This window comes from Mesorhizobium sp. M8A.F.Ca.ET.165.01.1.1 (assembly GCF_004792065.1).
In the GTDB taxonomy this organism is placed as follows: Bacteria; Pseudomonadota; Alphaproteobacteria; order Rhizobiales; family Rhizobiaceae; genus Mesorhizobium.
In genome coordinates, this window is sequence record NZ_SRTH01000001.1 from 580,178 (window position 1) to 600,913 (window position 20,736).

17 protein-coding genes are annotated in these 20,736 nt (G+C 64.5%); 6 read left to right on the forward strand and 11 right to left on the reverse strand.

The window, feature by feature from the left end; genetic code table 11:
* Nucleotides 1-9: 9 nt before the first annotated feature.
* The 6 genes from EN808_RS02815 (at nucleotide 10) to EN808_RS02840 (ending at nucleotide 6,749) form a co-directional block, all read left to right on the forward strand.
* Nucleotides 10-894, forward strand: coding sequence for a transglutaminase family protein (locus tag EN808_RS02815; RefSeq protein ID WP_127275605.1), 885 nt, complete (start codon nucleotides 10-12; stop codon nucleotides 892-894).
* Nucleotides 895-1,139: 245 nt separating this feature from the next.
* Nucleotides 1,140-2,078: a glycosyltransferase family 2 protein gene (locus EN808_RS02820; protein WP_127275604.1), complete on the forward strand. Its 939-nt coding sequence runs from the start codon at nucleotides 1,140-1,142 to the stop codon at nucleotides 2,076-2,078.
* Between the two features lie 111 nt (nucleotides 2,079-2,189).
* Entirely contained in the window at nucleotides 2,190-3,281 is a 1,092-nt protein-coding gene (locus EN808_RS02825) for a DNA topoisomerase IB (protein WP_135915072.1), read from the forward strand.
* A gap of 107 nt (nucleotides 3,282-3,388) precedes the next feature.
* Nucleotides 3,389-3,763, forward strand: a complete 375-nt coding sequence (locus EN808_RS02830; RefSeq protein ID WP_127275602.1) for a YciI family protein — start codon at nucleotides 3,389-3,391, stop codon at nucleotides 3,761-3,763.
* Entirely contained in the window at nucleotides 3,760-5,034 is a 1,275-nt protein-coding gene (locus EN808_RS02835) for an RNA polymerase sigma factor (protein WP_135915073.1), read from the forward strand. Before EN808_RS02830 ends, EN808_RS02835 begins: the two co-directional genes overlap by 4 nt.
* 200 nt (nucleotides 5,035-5,234) lie before the next feature.
* Nucleotides 5,235-6,749 (forward strand): aldehyde dehydrogenase family protein, encoded by a 1,515-nt coding sequence (locus tag EN808_RS02840; RefSeq protein WP_135881278.1) that lies wholly within the window; start codon nucleotides 5,235-5,237, stop codon nucleotides 6,747-6,749.
* A gap of 271 nt (nucleotides 6,750-7,020) precedes the next feature.
* Here the strand turns inward: EN808_RS02840 and EN808_RS02845 are convergent, their stop codons facing one another.
* The 11 genes from EN808_RS02845 to EN808_RS02900 all read right to left on the reverse strand — a co-directional run bounded on the left by EN808_RS02845 (nucleotide 7,021) and on the right by EN808_RS02900 (nucleotide 20,617).
* A complete protein-coding gene (locus tag EN808_RS02845; RefSeq protein ID WP_127869850.1) occupies nucleotides 7,021-7,935 on the reverse strand; it encodes a hypothetical protein in 915 nt (304 codons plus the stop codon).
* 330 nt (nucleotides 7,936-8,265) lie between these two features.
* A complete protein-coding gene (locus EN808_RS02850; protein WP_135915074.1) occupies nucleotides 8,266-10,974 on the reverse strand; it encodes a nitrate reductase in 2,709 nt (902 codons plus the stop codon).
* A 1-nt stretch (nucleotide 10,975) separates the two neighbouring features.
* A complete protein-coding gene (gene nirD / locus EN808_RS02855; protein ID WP_127275597.1) occupies nucleotides 10,976-11,305 on the reverse strand; it encodes a nitrite reductase small subunit NirD in 330 nt (109 codons plus the stop codon).
* Between the two features lie 211 nt (nucleotides 11,306-11,516).
* Nucleotides 11,517-13,967 (reverse strand): nitrite reductase large subunit NirB, encoded by a 2,451-nt coding sequence (gene nirB, locus EN808_RS02865; RefSeq protein WP_127869847.1) that lies wholly within the window; start codon nucleotides 13,965-13,967, stop codon nucleotides 11,517-11,519.
* Nucleotides 13,968-13,971: 4 nt separating this feature from the next.
* On the reverse strand, nucleotides 13,972-14,769 hold the full coding sequence (locus EN808_RS02870; RefSeq protein WP_127275595.1) for an ABC transporter ATP-binding protein: 798 nt from the start codon (nucleotides 14,767-14,769) through the stop codon (nucleotides 13,972-13,974).
* A 10-nt stretch (nucleotides 14,770-14,779) separates the two neighbouring features.
* Nucleotides 14,780-15,670 (reverse strand): nitrate ABC transporter permease, encoded by an 891-nt coding sequence (gene ntrB / locus EN808_RS02875; RefSeq protein ID WP_127869845.1) that lies wholly within the window; start codon nucleotides 15,668-15,670, stop codon nucleotides 14,780-14,782.
* Between the two features lie 67 nt (nucleotides 15,671-15,737).
* On the reverse strand, nucleotides 15,738-17,054 hold the full coding sequence (locus EN808_RS02880; RefSeq protein ID WP_135915075.1) for a CmpA/NrtA family ABC transporter substrate-binding protein: 1,317 nt from the start codon (nucleotides 17,052-17,054) through the stop codon (nucleotides 15,738-15,740).
* Nucleotides 17,055-17,405: 351 nt separating this feature from the next.
* A complete protein-coding gene (locus tag EN808_RS02885; protein ID WP_189524043.1) occupies nucleotides 17,406-18,644 on the reverse strand; it encodes a CmpA/NrtA family ABC transporter substrate-binding protein in 1,239 nt (412 codons plus the stop codon).
* A 2-nt stretch (nucleotides 18,645-18,646) separates the two neighbouring features.
* The gene (locus EN808_RS02890) at nucleotides 18,647-19,246 is read right to left on the reverse strand and encodes an ANTAR domain-containing response regulator (protein ID WP_135915077.1); all 600 of its coding nucleotides are present in this window, start codon (nucleotides 19,244-19,246) and stop codon (nucleotides 18,647-18,649) included.
* A gap of 141 nt (nucleotides 19,247-19,387) precedes the next feature.
* Nucleotides 19,388-19,708 carry a hypothetical protein gene (locus EN808_RS02895; RefSeq protein ID WP_127275590.1) on the reverse strand — a complete coding sequence of 107 codons (321 nt, stop codon included), beginning with the start codon at nucleotides 19,706-19,708 and terminating at the stop codon, nucleotides 19,388-19,390.
* 108 nt (nucleotides 19,709-19,816) lie between these two features.
* Nucleotides 19,817-20,617 (reverse strand): endonuclease/exonuclease/phosphatase family protein, encoded by an 801-nt coding sequence (locus tag EN808_RS02900; protein ID WP_135915078.1) that lies wholly within the window; start codon nucleotides 20,615-20,617, stop codon nucleotides 19,817-19,819.
* Nucleotides 20,618-20,736 lie beyond the last annotated feature (119 nt).

Below are 20,736 nucleotides of genomic sequence, written 5' to 3' on the forward strand. Positions count from 1 at the left end.
GCAATGGCCATGCTGTACGACATCCGGCTTCTGCTTCATTACGACTACGCCGCCGCTGCCGGCGGCGGCCGGCATCAGGTGCGGGTGCTGCCGCCGACCATCAGCGGCGTGCAACGGGTCATCGCCGCTTCGCTCTCCTTCGAGCCGGCGCCCAATGAACGATCCGACTTCACCGATTTTTTCGGCAACAACGTCACTTCGATCGCGTTTCGCGACGCGCATGAAGCGCTCGACATAAGGATGAGCGCGCGCGTGGCGGTGTCGCGGCCCGAGCCCGGGCTCGACGTGTCGCCCGATATCGGCCGGCTCAGGCGGGAACTGGCCGCCGTGCGGTCGCTGGCGCCCGCCTCGCCGCACCATTTCCTGGCCGCCAGCAGCCATGCGGGTATCGATGCGGCGATCACCGCATTCGCGCAAGACAGCGTCGGAAACTCGGCCGCTGGGACGGCGACGGACCTGTGTAACCGCATCCATCGCGATTTCACCTATGATGGCGAAGCGACCACGGTGCGGACCCGGGCCAGCGATGCCTTCCGGCTGAAGCGCGGGGTCTGCCAGGATTTCTCCCACATCATGATCGCCGGGCTGCGCGGTCTCGGCATTCCGGCCGGCTATGTCAGCGGCTTCCTGCGCACCATTCCGCCCAAGGGCAAGCCCCGGCTGGAAGGTGCGGATGCCATGCATGCCTGGGTCAAGGTCTGGTGCGGGCGTGATGCCGGCTGGCAGGAGTTCGACCCGACCAACGGCATGCGGGCTTCCAACGACCATATCACTGTCGGTTACGGGCGCGACTATTCGGATGTGGCGCCCATCGTCGGTGTGCTGAAGACGACCGGCGGCCAGGTCGGGGAGCAGGCCGTGGACGTCATCCCGGTGGTGCTCGAAAAGGCGTGAAAACGGGCGCGCCGACTTGCCCGGCGCCGCGAGTGCCCGCGATAGATGGAGTAGACTTCTCAAACATCGATGAGGCCATTGGAGCAGTTCACCGTTTCACGGAAACGGCGAGCCGCTCTAACCCCTTGATTTGGCGCAATTCCGAACGGAAAAACCGTTTCGCACTTTACCTGGAATTGCTTTAGTCTGTATTCGTTCCGAGGGAGAATAGTCTTAAGCGGCTGCGTACAGGTGCGGGTTTGTCATTGAAAACTGTCAGCGTCGTCATACCCGCGCACAATGCGGCGGCAACGATTGCCAAAACGCTGGCGTCGCTTGGCGGAGAGGCCGGGTTTATCGGCGAGATTCTGCTGGTCGACGATCAATCGACCGATGGCACGGCCGATGCTGCGCGGCAGGCGGCCGCGCGATCCTCCCTGCCGCTCCGTGTACTGCCGGCCAATTGCCGCGACGCCGGCGGCGCCCGCAACCTGGCGCTCGATGAGGCGATCCATCCATGGGTCTACCTGATCGATGCCGACGACCTGCATCTTCAGGGTGGCTTGCGCTCCTTGCTGTCGCAAGCGGAAAGCCAGCCCAAGGCCGACATGATCGTCGGCGCCTTCCGGCGCAGGGTGAACGGCGAGGACCGGCAGATCAAGGTGCCAAACGGATATACCGCGGCCTGCCTCACCAATGCCTCCGCCTATGTGAAGGGGGATATACGCTCGGTGGCGGTGGGCAGCGTGCTGGCTTCCCGGCGTCTCATCGGCGAGACCCGGTTCCCGGTCGGGCTCGCCTTCGATGAGGACACGCTGTTCTGGGCGCGGCTGATGAGCAAGGCGTCGCTGGCCATGGTTCAGCGTCCCGTCATGATTTACGAAGTTTCAGCGGAGCGCTCCGATGATCGCTTCACGGTCAACCCGGCGCGCCGCTTCCTGGATTGGCGCCGGGAGTTGCGGAAGCTCACCGATTGCGGCATCCCGATTTCGGCACTGAAAGCCAGGGAGGGCCTTGTCGCGCTCAAGATCGCCCGCGTCCACTATGCGCGGGGCGACCTGGAGACCGCGTCGCGCTTCCTGGCGGTGGCCGCGGCCGCACCGAAGCGGCGTTCGGAAGCCTGGCGCTGCCTGCGCTACACGCTCAAGCTCAAGGTGCGGCGCCGGCTGTCCTTTCCGCTGACCCAGATGCAGGGCGCGTTGTAGGCCTCGCGCCGCGCCAGGCGCCGACGCCAGCAGGATCGCCTGCTTTGCAGACGGCGTGTGGAACCAGCAGTCAACCAGCAGCTTATCTACGCGTATTTGCGTGGAGCTTACATGCTGCAGAGATCAGGACTGTCGCTCAGCCCGTCGGCGGAGACAGATGCATCGCCGCGGAACGGGGCGCAAAGCTCAGCCGAGCATGCCGCGCTGACCTATGTCAGCGATGCCGAGCCCGGTATCCGCCGGCTGAAGGCTGGCAAGGGATTTACTTACAGAGGACCGAAGGGGAAAGCGGTGTCCGATGCCGCCAGGGCGCGCATCGCGGCGATCGTCATTCCGCCGGCCTGGACCGATGTCTGGATTTCGCCCGATCCGAACGGGCATATCCAGGCGACCGGGAGGGATCAGCGGGGGCGCAAGCAGTATCGCTATCATCCGCAATGGGCCGAGGAGCGCGACGGCGCCAAATATTCGAGCCTCGTCGCTTTCGCCCAAAGCCTGCCGGACCTTCGGCGCAGGATCGACAGCGACCTGCGCCGTCGCAGCCTGCCGCTCGAACGGGTCGTCGCCGCGGTGGTCTGGCTGCTCGACAACACGATGATCCGTGTCGGCAATGCCGCCTATGCACGCGACAACAAGAGCTTCGGCCTGACGACATTGCGGGACCGGCATGTCGACATCAAGGGATCAAGCCTGCGCTTTGCCTTCAAGGGCAAGTCCGGCAAGGAATGGAGATTGAAGCTGGTCGACCGCCGCATCGCCGGGATCGTTCGGGGCGCGCAGGACCTGCCGGGGCAGAAGCTGTTCCAATATCTCGACGAGGACGGCAACAGGCGCCCTGTGCGCTCCGACGACGTCAACCACTATATACGCGAAGCGGTCGGCGACGCGTTCAGTTCGAAGCATTTCCGCACGTGGGGCGGCACCATCCACGCCGCCTCGCTGTTTGCGCAGACGGAACTGCCCGAAAGCCAGGCGCAGCAAAAGCGGGTGATGAACAGCGTCATCGACAAGGTGGCCGAGCGGCTGGGCAACACGCGTGCGGTCTGCCGCAAATGCTATATCCATCCGCAGGTTTTCGAGGCCTGGTCGCAGGGACGGCTGCTTGCCGAAATGGCGGAAGCCAACAAGCGCAAGCGGACCATAGACGGTCTCGATGAGGAGGAGGCGCTTGTGCTGAGATGGCTGGAAACACACGAAAGCTAACCCGGCGCGACTGACGAACACCGAATCCGCAGCTGCCGGATTTTTTTATCGACGCCGTGTCGGGATCGGTCCTACTGTTTCGTCCTTTGATACAGAAAGGACCGATCATGCTCTACGCCATCCTGTGCTATGCTTCCGAAGACGTCGTCAGCTCCTGGAGCAAGGCGCAGGACGACGAAGTGATGGCCAATCTCCTCAACGTCCAGGACAAATATGCCAAGGCCGGCCGGCTCGGCCCGGTGGCGCGGCTTTTGCCGACGACAGCGGCGACGACACTGCGGAAGGTCAAGGGCGAATCCGTTGTCATCGACGGGCCGTTCGCCGAGACCAAGGAACAATTCCTTGGCTTCTACACGCTCGAATGCGCCGATCTCGACGAGGCCGTGGAATTCGCCCGCGAACTCTCCGAGGTCAACCCCAGCGGCGGCTCGTATGAGATCCGGCCGGTGTCCGTCTTCAATCCCACCGGGGTTGCCGTATGACCGAACTTGCCTGGATAAGCTCGGCCATCAGTGCCGCCCGTCCGCAGGCGATGGGCGCGCTGCTGCGCTATTTCCGCGACCTCGACACCGCGGAAGAAGCTTTCCAGGATGCCTGCCTCAGGGCGCTCAAGAACTGGCCGCAGAATGGACCGCCACGCGATCCAGCGGCCTGGCTGATCTTTGTGGGCCGCAACAGCGGCATCGACGCGGTGCGCAAGCGCGCCAAGCAGGCGCCGATGCCGGAGGAAGACCAGATTTCCGACCTGGAAGACGCCGAGAGCGATATCGCCGAGCGACTCGATGGCGCGCATTACCGCGACGACATATTGCGGCTGCTGTTCATCTGCTGTCACCCTGATTTGCCCGCGACGCAGCAGATCGCGGTCGCGCTGCGCATCGTCTCCGGCCTCACCGTCAAGCAGATCGCGCGCGCCTTCCTGGTCGGCGAGAGCGCCATGGAACAGCGCATCACCCGCGCCAAGGCGCGCATTGCCGATGCCGGCGTACCGTTCGAGACGCCAGGCGCGGTCGAGCGCTCCGAACGGCTCGCTGCGGTCGCCGCGATGGTCTACCTGATCTTCAACGAGGGATACTCGACCAACAGCGGCGAAGCGCCGGCCCGCTCGCCGCTGTGCGAGGAGGCGATCCGGCTGGCCCGGCTGCTGCTGAGGCTGTTCCAGACCGAGCCGGAGATCATGGGGCTGACGGCATTGCTTCTGCTGCAGCATGCGCGCGCACCGGCCCGTTTCGACGGCGACGGCGAGATCGTGCTGCTCGAGGACCAGGATCGGCGCCTGTGGAGCCGCAAGATGATCGAGGAAGGGCTGGCGCTGGTCGACAAGGCCCTGCGCCACCGCAAGCCCGGTCCTTATCAGGTGCAAGCGGCGATCGCCGCACTCCATGCGCGGGCGGCGAAAGCCGAGGACACGGACTGGGTGGAGATCGACCTGCTTTACGGCCTGCTCGAACAGATGCAGCCGTCGCCGGTCATCACCCTCAACCGTGCGGTCGCGGTCGCCAAGGTGCGTGGACCGGAAGCGGCACTGGCGATGATCGAGCCGCTCGAGCCGAGGCTTTCCGGCTATTTCCATTTCTTCGGCCTCAAGGGCGGGCTTCTGATGCAGCTCGACCGGGGCGAGGAGGCACGCATTGCCTTCGACCGCGCCATCGCGCTGGCCAACACGGCGGCGGAAGCGGCCCATATCCGCATGCATATCGACCGCCTGATCAAGGACGGCGCCGTGCGCGCGCCGGCGACAAAGGCAAACTGAGCCCCCTCTGCCCGTTCAGCCCAGGCATCGTCTGGCTCAATCGTGCGGCTTGGGCTTGGACCATGCCGGGGTGGCGATTTTCCCCTGAAACAGGTAATGGCACGCCATGACAGCCCCTTCCAGCCGCGACGGCGCCGGGAAGGCATGGCGCAAGGCGTTGACCCCAGCCATATGAGCGGCGGGATCTGAAAGGAACAAAAATGACGATAGCGAAGGAAACGGCCGAGCTTCTGGCGAAACTGGGCGTGGCCAAGGAGGCGCTTGACGGCGGCGACCTGATCGTGCGCAGCCCGGTGACGGGTGAGCAGATCGCGGCGCTGAAGACGATCTCGCCGGCCGATGCGGCAAAGACCATCGACGGAGCGCACAAGGCATTCCAGTCCTGGCGGCTGGTGCCAGGTCCCAAGCGCGGCGAACTGGTGCGGCTGCTGGGCGAGGAACTGCGCGCGCACAAGGCTGAGCTTGGCCGGCTGGTGTCGATCGAGGTCGGCAAGATCCCCTCCGAAGGGCTCGGCGAAGTGCAGGAAATGATCGACATCTGCGATTTCGCCGTCGGTCTGTCCCGTCAATTGTACGGGCTGACCATCGCCACCGAGCGTCCCGGCCACCGTATGATGGAAACCTGGCATCCGCTGGGCGTCGTCGGTGTCATCTCGGCTTTCAACTTCCCGGTCGCGGTGTGGTCGTGGAACGCGGCGCTTGCCCTGGTCTGCGGCGATGCCGTGGTATGGAAACCCTCCGAGAAGACGCCGCTGACGGCGCTTGCCTGCGAAGCGATCTTCAAGCGTGCCGTCAAGCGTTTCGGCCCCGACGCACCGCAAGGCCTGGCGCCGGTGCTGATCGGCGACCGCGCGGTCGGCGAGATCCTGGTCGATCATCCCAAGGTGCCGCTGGTTTCGGCCACCGGCTCGACCCGCATGGGCCGGGATGTCGGTCCTCGCCTGGCCAAGCGTTTTGCACGCGCAGTGCTGGAACTGGGCGGCAACAATGCCGGCATCGTCTGCCCGACGGCCGATCTCGACATGGCGCTGCGCGCCATCGCCTTCGGCGCCATGGGCACGGCCGGCCAGCGCTGCACGACGCTGCGCCGCCTGTTCGTCCATGACAGCGTCTACGATGCCTTGGTGCCGCGCCTGAAGAAAGCCTATCAGAGCGTTTCGGTCGGCAATCCGCTGGAGACCTCCTCGCTGGTCGGGCCGTTGATCGACAAGGCCGCGTTCGATGCCATGCAGAAGGCCCTGAGCGAAGCGACCGCCCATGGCGGCAAGGTGACCGGCGGGACGCGTGTCGAGAACGGCCATCCCGATGCCTATTATGTCCATCCGGCGCTGGTCGAAATGCCGAAACAGGTTGCACCGGTGACGGAAGAGACCTTCGCGCCGATCCTCTATGTGATGAAGTATTCCGACTTCGATGCCGTCCTCGACGAGCACAATGCTGTCGGCGCCGGCCTGTCGTCGTCGATCTTCACCCGTGACCTGCAGGAATCCGAGCGTTTCCTCGGTGTGGACGGCTCGGATTGCGGCATCGCCAACGTCAACATCGGCACCTCCGGGGCCGAAATCGGCGGCGCGTTCGGTGGTGAAAAGGAAACTGGGGGCGGCCGCGAGAGCGGCTCCGATGCGTGGAAGGCCTATATGCGCCGCGCCACCAACACGGTGAACTATTCCAAGGCGCTGCCGCTCGCCCAAGGCGTCTCGTTCGACATCGATTGAGAATGCCAGGGGTGCCCCCGTCAGGTCGATCAGCTGCGCGAGCATCAATCGACACAGGTGGAGGGTGTACACGCGGCTGTAACGCTGGACAGCTTCCGACACTTGTCCAGCGTCGGCTTTTTCGTAACTGGGCGCTGGCAGAGCCTGCCGACGCTGCCGAGGTCGTCGGCGTCGCGCAGCCACGCAAACGCGGAACCGGTCAATCCACCTGTTCTGGCACAATTCCGGACGGAAACGTATCACGGCTGAAATGGCTCTCGTGTGCCGCTGCTCAGCCGTCGCCTTGCGATGGCGGGAAGCAGGCCTTGAAGGCCGTGTCGACGACGGCCAGCTTGGCCGCCTGGACGGTCATGTATTCCTCGTAAAATCGGTGCGACACCCACATCACCGAATGGCCGCGCTGACCAAGCCAGCCAATGCTGCCGAGCTCCTCTGCCGTGCGCAGTTTGCGGCCGAGATGGGTCCGCGACAGCTTGAGCCATTTGGCGAAGTCACCGATCGAAACCACGCTGGTCGGAATCCGCTCCAGGCCGGCGTGGGCGGGGTCGATGCCCGACATCAGCCAGTCCATGACGATGCCGCCATTGTTGAGCCAGATGAACAGGGAAAAGGTCTGGTTGGGTTCGCGCACCGGCTTGGACGCAAGCAGTCCGTCAGCCACCAGGGGCTGCAGTGTGGCAAGCATCTCGGGACGCTCCAAATATCTGGCCAGCCGGTCGCCGCCGTCGATATGGTCAAGCGTGCGCAGATGGGCTGTTACCCAGCCGGTGAATCGCTCGATGGTCGCCGCTGTCGGCTGCAGGGGATGCGTGCGACCGTCCCCGCCCGCCACATACTCGGCGATGTTGTAGTGCAGCATCTCCTTGATGAAGGCGTCCGCGGTATTGCGGCTGGCCACCGCGTTCTTGTGCACGACCTCGATGAAACGCGATACGGTCAGTTCCTTGCGGCGGTCATTCGGGTCGCGCCTGAAGTGCATGGCAAGGCCGACATGACCCAACAGCCAACGCTGCTGGGTGGCAAAGATGGAAGCCAGCCGCGGGCTTTCCTCGTAGATACGGATCAGGGACTGCGACTGTTCCTGAACGTAGCGGTGCAAGGCCGGATGGCCGGCTATGTCTTCCAGATTCAGCGCTGATCTCCCGATGCTTTGAATCACCTCGGATGGCGAGGTTGCGTTCCCCATTTTCCAGTCTTCACCACGCGTGTCCAGACGTACCAATTGCGAAGGACAGGGCCAGCCGAGCCACAGATCCACGGCACGGTTACATGCGCATTCCGCCAACCGCTTGCCATGGCTTGGAAAACGCCTCCCAACTATGGTCAGCCGAACGGTGGAATCCAGCCAAGCGAGCGGCGTGGTGCGACGGTTGTCCGCAGGGGCATTTCCTTTTGCTGGTCCATGGAGGCATCTTTCACCCCCATCACCCCCGGCGAAGTCGAATTAACTGTTGGACAGGTTCGATCCCACCTTCCGACCGGAGTTCAGGCCGGCCCGGCGGGGGGCATGTCGCCTTCACTCGGCGGCCTGGACCCGATTGGCCGCGATGATCGCCCGGATCTCGGACCGGCAGGAGCCGCAATTGGTGCCCGCCTTCAGCGTGGCGCCGATGGCGTCGACGCTGGTGCAGCCAGCCGCCACGGCAGCCGTGATCTGGTTGACCCCAACGTTGAAACAGGAGCAGACGGTCGCGCCGGCATCTGGCCGCTCGGCACCGGCGCGGCCGGCGACGATCCTGAAACGCTGCCGCTGGCTGGCGTGGACCTCATCGAGTTGCTCGGCCGCCCAGCCGCGCGACACCGCGACCGGACCGGGCGCGATGAACAAGGCACCCGCCAGATGCTCGCCGTCGAAGGCGGCGATGCGGTGCTGGCCGGCCTCGCGGTCGTGATAGGCAAGCATTTCGCCATCCGCAGCATCGAAGAGCGAACCGGCGAAGGCCGTCCAGTCGACATCGTCGTGGGCAAAGGCGAGCTCGACCCGCCAGCCGCCCCGGCATCTGGCTACCGCCCAATAGTCGGCCATCGCCACGGGCCTTTTGCGTGTCACGGCAAAGCCGAATGCCCGAGCGGTGAATTTCTCGATGCGGGCCGCGACATGCTTCAGCGCCGGCTGGCCCGACACCGGATCGGTAAGCGATGTGGTGAGCGTGTCGAGCCGACCCCTGGCGGCGAATTGATCGGTCCAGTGCATCGGCGCGAACAGGCTGCCCTGACGCTGGCGCGTGGTCACCAGCGCGCGGACCAGCACTTCGCCGCGCGGAGTCGAGACGCGTGCGATGTCAGCATCGCCAACGCCGTGGCGTTGCGCATCCACCGGGTGGATTTCGACGAAGGGCTCGGCGATGTGCTGGGACAGGCGCGGGCTTTTGCCGGTGCGGGTCATGGTATGCCAGTGGTCGCGGATGCGGCCAGTGTTGAGGATGAGCGGGAAGTCGGGGGTGGTGCGGGTTTCGACGGTCGGGCGGATGGCGATGAAGCGCGCCTTGCGGTCGGGCGTGTAGAAGTTGCCGTTGGCGAAGAAGCGAGTGGGCTGGTGCCCGGTCGAGTTGACCGCGTCGGGCGGAGGTTCAGCTTGAGTACTTCCGCCTGGCTGAAGTGCTGGCCACTGAAACGGCGCAAGCGCTTCATACCCATCGGCGTCAACATCAGCATAGGCCCCGATGTCAAAATCCCGCGCGCCGTCATTCTCGAATCCTGACAACGCGGCGTGCTCAGCAAAAATCTCCGCTGGCGTTTCATGCGCAAACGCGTCGTCAAAGCCCATGCGCCGCGCCACCTCGGCAATGATCCACCAGTCGGGCCGCGCCTCGCCGGGGGCCGGCAAGAACGCGCGCTGGCGCGAGATGCAGCGCTCGGAATTGGTGACGGTGCCGTCCTTCTCGCCCCAGGCCGTCGCCGGCAGCCGGACATGGGCATGGCGGACCGTGTCGGTCTCGGCCAGCACGTCCGACACCACCACGAAGGGGCAGGCCTTGATCGCCGCTTCGACGGCGCCTGCATCCGGCATCGAATCGACCGGGTTGGTGGCCATGATCCACAGTGCTTTCACGCGCCCGTCGGCAACCGCCTTGAACATCTCGACCGCCTTGAGGCCGGGCTTGCCTGCAATCTCCGGTGTCTTCCAGAAGCGACGCACGCGTTCGCGATGCTCGAGATTTTCGATCTCCATATGGGCGGCGAGCATGTTGGCCATGCCGCCGACCTCGCGGCCGCCCATGGCATTGGGCTGGCCGGTGACCGAGAACGGTCCGGCGCCGGGCTTTCCGATACGGCCAGTGGCAAGATGGCAGTTGATGATGGCGTTGACCTTGTCGGTGCCCTGGGACGACTGGTTGACGCCCTGGCTGTAGACGGTGACGGTCTTTTCGGTCCTGGCAAACAGGCTGTAGAAACGGCCGATCTCGTCTTCGCTGAGCCCCGTGGCGGCAGCGACGCCGGCAAGGTCGAGCGCCGAGGCGGCGAACAGTGCCTGTCCAAAGCCGGACGTATGCGCCGTGATATAGGCACGGTCGAGCGCATTGTGCTGACCGAGCCATGCCAGCAGGCCGGTGAACAGGGCGACGTCGCCATCCGGCGCGATCGCCAGGTGCATGTCGGCGATATCAGATGTCATGGTGCGGCGCGGGTCGACCAGCACCACCTTCATCTCGGGCCGTTTTTCGCGGGCAGCCGCGATGCGCTGATAAAGCACCGGATGGCACCAGGCGAGGTTGGATCCGACCAGCACGACCAGATCAGCCAGTTCCAGATCCTCGTAGCTTCCCGGCACCGTGTCGGAGCCGAAGGCGCGGCGGTGGCCGGCGACGGACGAAGCCATGCAGAGCCGCGAATTGGTGTCGATGTTGGCCGAGCCGACAAAGCCCTTCATCAGCTTGTTGGCGAGGTAGTAATCCTCGGTCAGCAACTGGCCGGAGACGTAGAAGGCGACCGCGTCGGGACCATGGTCGGTAACGACTTGCGAGAAGGTCGAGGCGACGAGGTCGAGCGCCTCGTCCCAAGAGGAGCCCCGGCCGTGGATTTGCGGACCGAGCAACCGGCCGTCGAGGCCGATGGTCTCGGCGAGCGCGGAGCCCTTCGAGCATAGCCGGCCGAAATTCGCCGGATGATCGGGGTCGCCACGGACGGACACCTGCCCGTCCGTGGCGACCTTTGCCAGCACGCCGCAGCCCACCCCGCAATAGGGGCAGGTGGTCCTCACCTCTCGCGCTTCAACGATCTCCATGTCAGGCGGCGCGGCTGGCCAGCGCTTCCAGCGCGATGAACAGGCGCTCGCCTTCCCGCTTCACGGGAATGGTGCGCACGGCGCCTTCGTCGGCGCCAAGCGCCTTGCCCGTCTCCAGCGAGATGACCCAATTGTGCAGAGGGCACGTCACGGCCGCGCCATGGATGATGCCCTGGCTCAGCGGTCCGCCCTTGTGAGGGCAGTGGTCCTCGATGGCGAAGACCGCGTCGTCCGCTGTGCGGAAGACGGCGATCTTGCCTTGTGGTGTGGCGACGCAACGCGCGCCCCGCCGGGGAATGTCGGAGAGGGTGCCGATGGCGATCCAGTTCATAGCACTGCCTTTGCTTGATAGGATCGCGCCCAGGCGCCCCCCTCTGTCCTGCCGGACATCTCCCCCTCAAGGGGGGAGATTGGCAGCTTCAGGCTCACCGCCCATTCTGCAACGTCGACAATTGGCGAAGGCCGCCATGGTGATCGATCTCCCCCCTTGAGGGGGAGATGGCCGGCAGGCCAGAGGGGGGTGGCTCGCGCTGACATCTCCATCACTCCGCCGCCTGCGCAAACCCGACCGAAGCCATCGGCCGGAACTCGTGCTTGTCCTTGCCGGAGACGCGCTCGGACCACGGATCGACCTGGGCAAACTTCTGCGAAAAGACGAAGCGCTCGTAATAGGCTCGACGCTTCTCGCCATCGTCCATGATCTGGCGCTTGACCTCGGCTATGCCGATGCGCTTGGCCCATTTGTAGATGCGCTCGAGGTATCGGCCTTGCTCGCGATACATCTGCGTCAGCGCCACGATGTGCTCCAGCGCCTCGTCCTCGGTCCTGACCAGGCCGAGCACTTCCGTGCCCTTGATATCGAGACCGGCGGCACCGGCGAAGTGGATCTCGTAGCCGCTGTCGACGCAGATCACGCCGACATCCTTGCACGTCGCCTCGGCGCAGTTGCGCGGACAACCCGACACCGCCATCTTGACCTTGGCGGGGGTCCACGAGCCCCACATGAATTTCTCGATGCGAATGCCGAGACCGGTCGAATCCTGCGTCCCGAAGCGGCACCAGTCCGAGCCGACGCAGGTCTTCACCGTGCGCAGCCCCTTGGCGTAAGCATGGCCGGAAACGAAGCCGGCCTGGCCGAGATCGGCCCACACCGCCGGCAAATCCTCCTTGCGGATGCCGAGCATGTCGATGCGCTGGCCGCCAGTGACCTTGACCATCGGGATCTCGAACTTGTCGACGACGTCGGCGATGGCGCGCAGTTCGGCGGCGTTGGTCACGCCGCCCCACATGCGCGGCACCACCGAATAGGTGCCGTCCTTCTGGATGTTGGCGTGGACGCGCTCGTTGATGAAGCGCGACTGGTAGTCGTCGGCGTAGTCGTCAGGCCAGTCGCAGACGAGGTAGTAGTTGAGCGCCGGCCGGCATTTGGCGCAGCCGCAGGAGGTCTTCCATTCCAGTTCCTGCATGACCGCCGGAATGGTCTTCAGCGCCTTGGCCTTGATCAGCCGGCGCACCTCGTCATGGCCGAACGTGGTGCAGGAGCACATGGGCTGTACGGCGGCCGGGTTGTAGGTGTCGCCGAGGGTCAACACCATCAGCTTTTCGACCAGCCCGGTGCAGGAGCCGCAGGAGGCCGACGCCTTGGTGTGGGCGCGCACGTCGTCGAGCGAAGTCAGGCCCTTGCCCGTGATCGCGCCCGTGATCTTGCCCTTGCAAACGCCGTTGCAGCCGCAGATTTCCGCATCATCCGGCAAGGCTGCAACGGCCGCCATAGGGTCCAGCGGGGCACCCCCCTGGTAGGACTGGCCGAAGATCAACGTATCGCGCATTTGCGATATGTCGGTCTGTTTCTTCTTCAGGTCGTTGAACCAGGCGCCGTCCGATGTCTCGCCATAAAGCACCGTGCCGATGATGCGGTCGTCCTTGAGCACCAGGCGTTTGTAGACGCCGGCGGAAGCATCGCGCAGCACGATCTCCTGGCGGTCGTCGCCGTCGGCGAAGTCGCCGAGCGAAAAGAGGTCGATGCCGGTGACCTTGAGCTTGGTCGGCGTGTCCATGTGGACGAAGGCGGCGGTCTCGTCGCCGGCAAGCTGATGAGCGGCAACACGCGCCATCTCGTAGAGCGGCGCCACCAGCCCATAAACCATACCGCCCACCTCGGCGCATTCGCCGAGCGCGAAGATGTCGGGGTCGTTGCTGCGCATGCCGGCATCGACGACGATGCCTCTGTTGACGGCGACGCCTGCATCCTTGGCCAGCGCGGCGTTTGGCCTGATGCCGACCGCCATCACCACCAGCGTCGCCGGGATGATGGTGCCGTCGGCGAGTTCCACCTGCTCGACCTTGCCATTGCCCGTAATCGCCTGGGTGTTGGCCTTGGTGATGACCTTGATGCCGCGCTCCTCCACCGCGCGCTGCAGGAGATAGCCGGCGGCCGGATCGAGTTGGCGCTCCATCAGCGTCGGCATGACATGCAGCACGGTGACGTCCATGCCTTGCGCGTTGAGGCCGGCCGCCGCCTCCAATCCGAGCAGGCCGCCGCCGATGACCACGGCCTTGGCCCGCGACTGGGCGGCGAGCATCATTGCCTGGACGTCGTCCAGGTCGCGATAGGTCAGTACGCCCGGCAGATTGTGGCCCGGCACCGGGATGATGAACGGCACCGAGCCGGTGGCGATGACGAGCTTGTCGTAGGGCTCGGTGACGCCATGATCGGAGGTGATCGTCTTCGCCGTCCGGTCGATGGCCACGATCTTGTGGCCTTTGTAGAGGGTGATGCCGTGCTTGATGTACCATCCGTCGCCATGGATGATGATTTCCTCATAGGCCTTCTCGCCGGAGAGAACCGGTGACAGCATGATGCGGTCGTAGTTCACGCGCGGCTCGGCGTTGAAGATGGTGACGGCGTAGCGGCCCGGCGCCTGCTCCAGCAGATGCTCCAGCATGCGCCCGGGGGCCATGCCGTTGCCGATGATGACGAGTTTTTCGGTCATGGCGTTACTCCGCGGCTTCGACGAAGCGGTGGCGTTCGTAGAGGAATTTCAGCACCGCCTCGCGGCAGCGCAGGAAGGTGCGGTCGGAAGCAAGTTCGATGCGCCGGCGTGGCCGCGCCAGCGGCACGGGAAGCACTTCGCCGATGGTCGCGGCCGGACCGTTGGTCATCATGACGATGCGGTCGGACAGCAGCACCGCCTCGTCGACGTCATGGGTGATCATGATCGTCGTCGAGCCGAGCCTGGAATGGATATCCATCACGGCGTCCTGCAGATGGGCGCGCGTCAGCGCGTCGAGAGCTCCGAACGGCTCGTCGAGCAGCAGGATCTTGGGCTCCATGGCCAACGCCCGTGCGATGCCGACGCGCTGCTTCATGCCGCCGGAGATTTCGGCCGGGCGCTTGTCGCTTGCATGCGCCATCTGCACGAGGTCGAGATTGCGCATGATCCAGTCATGCCGCTCGGCCTTGCTCTTCGAACGGCCGAAGACTTTCGACACCGCCAGGTTGATGTTTTCGTAGACGGTCAGCCACGGCAACAGCGAATGGTTCTGGAACACCACGGCACGTTCGGGGCCGGGGCTGTCGACTTCCTTGTCTTCCAAAAGCACGGCGCCGGCGGAAATCTTGGTCAAGCCGGCGATCAGGTTGAGCAAGGTCGACTTGCCGCAACCCGAATGACCTATGATGGAGACGAATTCACCCTTGTGGATGGTCAGCCTGATGTCCCTCAGCACCTCGCTGACCTGGCCGCCACGCGCGAAGGATTTGTCGATGTGGTCGAGTTTGAGATAGGCGGTCATGGCGCTGTCCTCACTTTGCCGTCGTGCCGCGGGTGACAAAGGCGCCGACCGCCGCGACCAGGCGGTCGAGGCAGAAGCCGGTGACGCCGATATAGGCGAGCGCGACGATGATGTCGGGCAGCCGTGACGAGTTCCACGCGTCCCAGATGAAGAAGCCGATGCCGACGCCGCCGGTCAGCATTTCGGCTGCGACGATGGCAAGCCAGGATAGGCCGATGCCGATCCTCAAGCCGGTGAAGATGTAAGGCGCCGCGGCCGGCACCATGATCTTGACGAAGAATTCGAGCTGGTTCAGCCGCAGGATGCGGGCGACGTTGCGGTAGTCCTGCGGGATGTTGCGCACGCCGACGGCGGTGTTGATGATGACCGGCCAGATCGAGGTGATGAAGATCACGAACAGCGCCGATGGATTGGAGTCGCGGAAGGCGGCGAGCGACAGTGGCAGCCAGGCGAGCGGCGGCACGGTGCGCAGGATCTGGAACACCGGATCGAGGCCGCGCATCGCCCAGACCGACTGACCGACCAGCGCGCCGAGCGCGACGCCGACCACCGCCGCCATGCCGAAGCCGATGGCGACGCGCTGCAGCGAGATCAGCACCCGCCAGGCAAGACCGATGTCCTGGGGGCCGTTGTCGAAGAACGGATGCGCGATCAGGTCATAGGCTTCGTTCCATACCTGGCTCGGCGGCGGCAGGCTTGCCGTCGGCGACGAGCAGGCGACCTGCCAGACGACGAGCAGAAGGGCGATGACGATGGCGGGCGGGACGAGGGCGCTGGCGACCTTGCCTGCGATCGATACCAGATCAATGCGCCGCCGCGTCTTGGCGGTGAAGGCGACCACCTCGGCCGGCTTGGCCGGGAATGCTTTTACCTTGGTGTCCTCGATGACTTGGATGGACATGTCCTGGGAAAACTCCGTGGCGTCTGGTCGAACTGAACGAGAGACGGCGAAATGCCGTTTGGCCTGACTAGGCCGATGCCTTGATCGTCAGGCTGTCGAGATAAGCCGAGGGGTTGGCCGGATCGAAAGTCTTGCCGTCGAAGAAAGTCTCGACGCCGCGCGAAGACGAGGCCGGGATGTCGCTTGCCGCGACACCGAGTTCCTTGGCTGCCTCGCGCCAGATATCCTCGCGGTTGACCTGGTCGACCAGCGCCTTGATGTCTGTGGTCGGCGCGAACTTGCCCCAGCGGATGTTCTCGGCGAGGAACCAGCTGTCGTGGCTCTTGAATGGATAGGAGACGCCGCCCTTCCAGAATTTCATGTAGAGGTCGGTGGCGGTGGCGACCCGGCCGTTGCCGTAGTTGATGTCGCCCTTGAGGCGGCCGACGATGTCGGCGACAGGCACGTTCATCCATTGCCGCTTGCCGATGATGGCGGCCATCTCGTCCTTGTTCTCCTTGGCGTCGCACCATTGCTGTGCCGCCATCACCGCCATGACGATCGCCTTGGTGGCGTTCGGATATTTCTCGATGAAGGCGGCGCGCAGGCCGAGCGCCTTTTCCGGATGACCCTTCCAGATCTCGCCGGTCGTGGCGGCGGTGAAGCCGACGCCCTGGTGGACGAGCTGTTCGTTCCACGGTTCGCCGACGCAGAACACGTCCATGTTGCCGACCTTCATGTTGGCCACCATCTGCGGCGGCGGCACGACGATGGTCGAGACGTCCTTGTCGGGGTTGATGCCGCCGGCGGCCAGCCAGTAGCGCAGCCACAGATCATGTGTGCCGCCCGGGAAGGTCATGGCGGCCTTGACCTCCTTGCCTGCCGCCTTCTTGGCGGCGAAGGCGTCCTTCAGCTTGGAGGCATCGAGGCCGACGCCGGTGGCGGCATACTCCTGGGCTACTGAAATGCCCTGGCAATCGTAGTTGAGGCGAGCGACGATTGCCATCGGCAGCGGCTGGTTGTTCTGCGTCACCTTGCCGGTGTGCATGAGATAAGGCATCGGCGTCAGGATGTGGGCGCCGTCGATGCCGTTGGCTTCGCCTCCGAGCATCAGATTGTCTCGCGTCGCACCCCAGGAGGCCTGCTTGAGCACCTCGACATCAGGCATGCCGAATTTCGCGAACAGGCCTTTCTCCTTGGCGATGATCAGAGGCGCGGCATCGGTCAGCGCGATGAAGCCGAGCTTGGCGCCGGTCACTTCGGGACCTTTGCCTTCGGCATGGGCGCCAGCGGGAAACAATGTCCTTGCGGCAATAAACAGTCCCGCCGTCAGCGCGCTGCTGGCCAGAAAATCACGGCGGGTGAAATCCTTGAGGGACGTGCCAGTTCCAATCCGTTTCGTCATCGTCGTCTCCGGTTGAGCGCCTTGGAAGCGCCGTCGATTGCGTGTTCGGCCAAAAACAAAAAAGCCGCCGTCCAGGCCTTCGCGCATCCCTGGGGATTGCGCAGTGACCTGAGCGGCAGCTTTGCCTGTGGCGCCCGCCATTGGACGCCTGTTCCGTTGCCCGAGAAGGGCTCGTTCATTTCAAAGCAGGAACCGTGCCAGTTTCCCTCTGGAAGAAAACATCAAATGAATTCAGTGGGATCGGAGCATCACGCGGCAACTCGATCCACCGCGATTGGGGTCAAACATTGATCACCTTGCCTACAGGGGCGCATAATTTTTGTGCAATGCAAAAGGATGGCGCAGAAATGATCAGGCTTCTCCGAGGGTCGTTTTTTGGCTGTCGACATAGGCGTCGATCTCGTCCGGATCGAAGATCTGGCCGTTGAAGAAGCCGTCCGGGCCGAGCACCAGGCTGGCGCCCGCCGAGCCCACCGGGGTCGCCACCTTCAGCGCACCCTCGACCTTGGCATTGGCGCCCGGCAGCGCGACGCCGAGCGGCTTCAGCGCCGACCGGTAAAGGTCGGGCCGGTAGCAGTCGCGGGCGATGGCGAGATTCTCCGGCGTGTGCGCGACATGACCCCAGCGCACCATCTGGGTGTAGAACCACAGCGCATGGCTCTTCCAGGGGAAATTGGCGGCCTTGTCGAAAGGCACGAAGAAGTCCTCGACGGCCCGCTGTGCGCCGCCGCCGAGCTGCAGATGCCCGGTCAGGATCGGCATCTGAACGGCCGCCTCCTGGCCAAGGAAGCCGGGCTGCGCCATCAGCGCCGCCAGTTCACCACGATTTGCCGGGTCCTGGCACCAGCGCGCCGAGTGATGCAATGCGCGCAGCAGTGCAGCCAGGGCCTCGGGATTTTGCTCGGCCCAGGCCTTGCGCGCGCCGATGACCTTTTCCGGGCTGTTGCGCCAGAGCAGCGCCTTCACGGTGACGATATGGCCGGTGCCGGCCGCCACCGCGGCGCTGTTCCAGGGTTCGCCGACGCAATAGCCGTCGATGCGCCCAGTGGCCAGCGCGTCGGCCATGAAGGGCGGCGGCACAATCACGATCTCGATCTGCCGCTCTGGATCGATGCCGCAGGCGGCAAGCCAGTAGCGCAGTTCGTAATTGTGCCCGGAATGCGGGTGCACGACGGCAAAGCGCAGCGCCTCGCGGCCGGCGGCCGCCCGCTCGCGGATGAACGCACCGAGGGCCGCGCCGGCGCGAGCCGGATCGAGATCGGGTACGGCGCCGTGCGCCGCCATGCCGGCCCAGACGGCGTTGGAGATGGTGACGCAGTTGCCACCGAGCCCCAGCGAAAAGGGCACGATGGTCTCGGAGGCGAGGGGGGTGAGGCCAAGATTGCAGGCAAGCGGCATCGGTCCCAGCATGTGCGCAAGGTCGAAATGGCCGATGGCGATGCGGTCGCGGATGTTGGCCCAGGACGTCTCGCGGTGCAGCGCCAGATCGATGCCTTCGCGCGCGGCAAAGCCCAGTTCGCCGGCTGCCGCCAGGACGGCGCTATCGAAAAGCGGCATGAAGCCGGCGGTGATCTGGTGCTCGGCGCCCATGTCTATTCGTCCTCCGGTCCGAGAAGCCCGGCGGCAGTCACCAGGCTCTGGGCGATATCGCTGATCTTGCGGTTCTGGTTCATCGCCGTCTTGCGCAGCAGCGTATAGGCGGCCTCTTCGCTCAGGCCGCGCGATTTCATCAGGATGCCCTTGGCGCGGTCGATCACCTTGCGGCTCTCGAGCTCGCTGCGCGCCTCGTCCAGTTCGCGCGCCATGCGCGAGAAAGCGTTGAAGCGGCTCACCGCCATGTCGAGGATCGGCTTGACGCGCTCCTGCCTCAACCCGTCGACGACATAGGCCGAAACGCCGGCATCGACCGCGGCCTCGATCGAGGCCTGGTCGGAGCGGTCGACGAACATGGCGATCGGCCGCTTTACCGCACGTGACAGCTGGAACATGTTTTCCAGCATGTCGCGGTTGGGGTTTTCCAGGTCGATGACGATGACGTCGGGTTCGATCTCGGCGATGCGGCGCGCAATGCCACTGACGTCATGGATGACGGTGACCCGCTGATGGCCCGCCTCGCGCAAGCCAGCCTCGATTATCGAAGCACGGATGCGGTTTTCGTCGATCACCAGGACGGCGAGTGAAGTTCGGATCATGCCCGCATTGTGGGCATGCTCGGAAATTTGTGCAATGCGGCAATGGCGTCGGCGGGAGGCGACGGCTGTCAACGGCTATCCTTGGCGGCAACCCGCCAAGGGTTGGATCAGGAGACGGTTGGATCAGGAGACGGAGCGACCTCAGCCGCAGACGCGAACGTCCTCGAACACTCTGTGGTGGTGGCGCCAATGCACAATCGTTTCCGTGTGGCAGCGGTGATGGTGGTGGCGCCAGCGGTAGCCGCCATTGTCGTAGTCATCGTACTGAGCGTTCTGGTCGCCGTCATACTCGTTGTCATAGTGGCGCATATGATGACGGCGAACGACGATTCCGGAATCGTCATCCGAGGAATATTGGCCGCCGTCGTCGGACTGGATAGTCAGGCTGGCGGCTTGGGTTGGCGCCATCGCTGCCGCTGTCGCGGCGAATGCCAGCACCGAGGCCAAAATCAACTTTTTCATTCCATCCTCCTGTATATTCAACACATAAACTCGCTGAAGAACCGGGTGTTCCGCTCGAATCCACACGCTTTGCGACGCCGGCGACATCAAGGTGTTATCGGCCACATGCTACAGGCGAACGAAGGCGGTCAGCGGCAGATGGTCGGAGGCCACGCGCGACAGCGGCGTGTCATGCGCTTCGACGGTCGCGATCATGCCGTGCCGGTTGGCCATGATCCGGTCGAGTGCCAGCAGCGGCAGGTTGGACGGGAAGGTGGGGACTGCTGGCGGCTGCGGGCCGAAGGTTGCGTGCAGCGTGTTCAGCGCGGAGCGGTTTCCGAGCCGCCATTCGTTCAGATCGCCGAGCAGGAGCGTCGGCTTCTCGTCGGGGCTGTTCATGATATCAAGCACGACCTGGGCCTGCTGCGAGCGGGAGCGGCGCAGCAACCCGAGATGGGCCGCGATGATGCGCAACGACTGGTTCCCGTCGAGATCGATCTCGGCCACCACGGCACCGCGGGGTTCGATACCTGGAAGCCTGATCTGATGCACGTCGCGAACGACGCCCCTTTTGAACAGCAGGACATTGCCGTGCCAGCCATGGCCTTTGCCCGTGGCGGAAATGGGCACCGGCACGAGGCCGGTTTCCAGTTCGAGACGGTGCAGGTCGAGGAGCCCGTCGCGGTCGCCGAAGCGATTGTCGGCCTCCTGTAGGGCGATGACGTCGGGGGCGATCTCGCGGATGACGCGGCTGGTGCGGTCGGGATCGAACTTGCGGTCGACGCCGATGCATTTGTGGACGTTGTAGGAAGCAACCAGCGTCCCGGTGACGCCGTCCTTCTTCGGCGACAAGGCGTTGGCCTTGCGCATCCGCCTGTCGCGAATGGACAGGAGCATGCTGGCCGGCAGGCTGCGCCCATTCATTCGCATAGCGTGCCCATCATCCCTGCCGTTCTCATCATGCACCTAGAAATAGAGTCATTCGGCCGATGTTCCATGGTTGGCGACACGTTATCGGGCAAACACGTCATTTTGTTAAAGACAGGATT

What these genes read in the sequence shown, in the direction of transcription:
- EN808_RS02815 (WP_127275605.1), top strand. Translation starts at nt 10, where the DNA reads ATGCTGTACGACATCCGGCTTCTGCTTCATTACGACTACGCCGCCGCT.
- EN808_RS02825 (WP_135915072.1), top strand. Translation starts at nt 2,190, where the DNA reads ATGCTGCAGAGATCAGGACTGTCGCTCAGCCCGTCGGCGGAGACAGAT.
- EN808_RS02830 (WP_127275602.1), top strand. Translation starts at nt 3,389, where the DNA reads ATGCTCTACGCCATCCTGTGCTATGCTTCCGAAGACGTCGTCAGCTCC.
- EN808_RS02835 (WP_135915073.1), top strand. Translation starts at nt 3,760, where the DNA reads ATGACCGAACTTGCCTGGATAAGCTCGGCCATCAGTGCCGCCCGTCCG.
- EN808_RS02840 (WP_135881278.1), top strand. Translation starts at nt 5,235, where the DNA reads ATGACGATAGCGAAGGAAACGGCCGAGCTTCTGGCGAAACTGGGCGTG.
- EN808_RS02845 (WP_127869850.1), bottom strand. Translation starts at nt 7,935, where the DNA reads ATGGGGAACGCAACCTCGCCATCCGAGGTGATTCAAAGCATCGGGAGA.
- EN808_RS02850 (WP_135915074.1), bottom strand. Translation starts at nt 10,974, where the DNA reads ATGGAGATCGTTGAAGCGCGAGAGGTGAGGACCACCTGCCCCTATTGC.
- nirD (WP_127275597.1), bottom strand. Translation starts at nt 11,305, where the DNA reads ATGAACTGGATCGCCATCGGCACCCTCTCCGACATTCCCCGGCGGGGC.
- nirB (WP_127869847.1), bottom strand. Translation starts at nt 13,967, where the DNA reads ATGACCGAAAAACTCGTCATCATCGGCAACGGCATGGCCCCCGGGCGC.
- EN808_RS02870 (WP_127275595.1), bottom strand. Translation starts at nt 14,769, where the DNA reads ATGACCGCCTATCTCAAACTCGACCACATCGACAAATCCTTCGCGCGT.
- ntrB (WP_127869845.1), bottom strand. Translation starts at nt 15,670, where the DNA reads ATGTCCATCCAAGTCATCGAGGACACCAAGGTAAAAGCATTCCCGGCC.
- EN808_RS02880 (WP_135915075.1), bottom strand. Translation starts at nt 17,054, where the DNA reads ATGACGAAACGGATTGGAACTGGCACGTCCCTCAAGGATTTCACCCGC.
- EN808_RS02885 (WP_189524043.1), bottom strand. Translation starts at nt 18,644, where the DNA reads ATGGGCGCCGAGCACCAGATCACCGCCGGCTTCATGCCGCTTTTCGAT.
- EN808_RS02890 (WP_135915077.1), bottom strand. Translation starts at nt 19,246, where the DNA reads ATGATCCGAACTTCACTCGCCGTCCTGGTGATCGACGAAAACCGCATC.
- EN808_RS02895 (WP_127275590.1), bottom strand. Translation starts at nt 19,708, where the DNA reads ATGAAAAAGTTGATTTTGGCCTCGGTGCTGGCATTCGCCGCGACAGCG.
- EN808_RS02900 (WP_135915078.1), bottom strand. Translation starts at nt 20,617, where the DNA reads ATGCGAATGAATGGGCGCAGCCTGCCGGCCAGCATGCTCCTGTCCATT.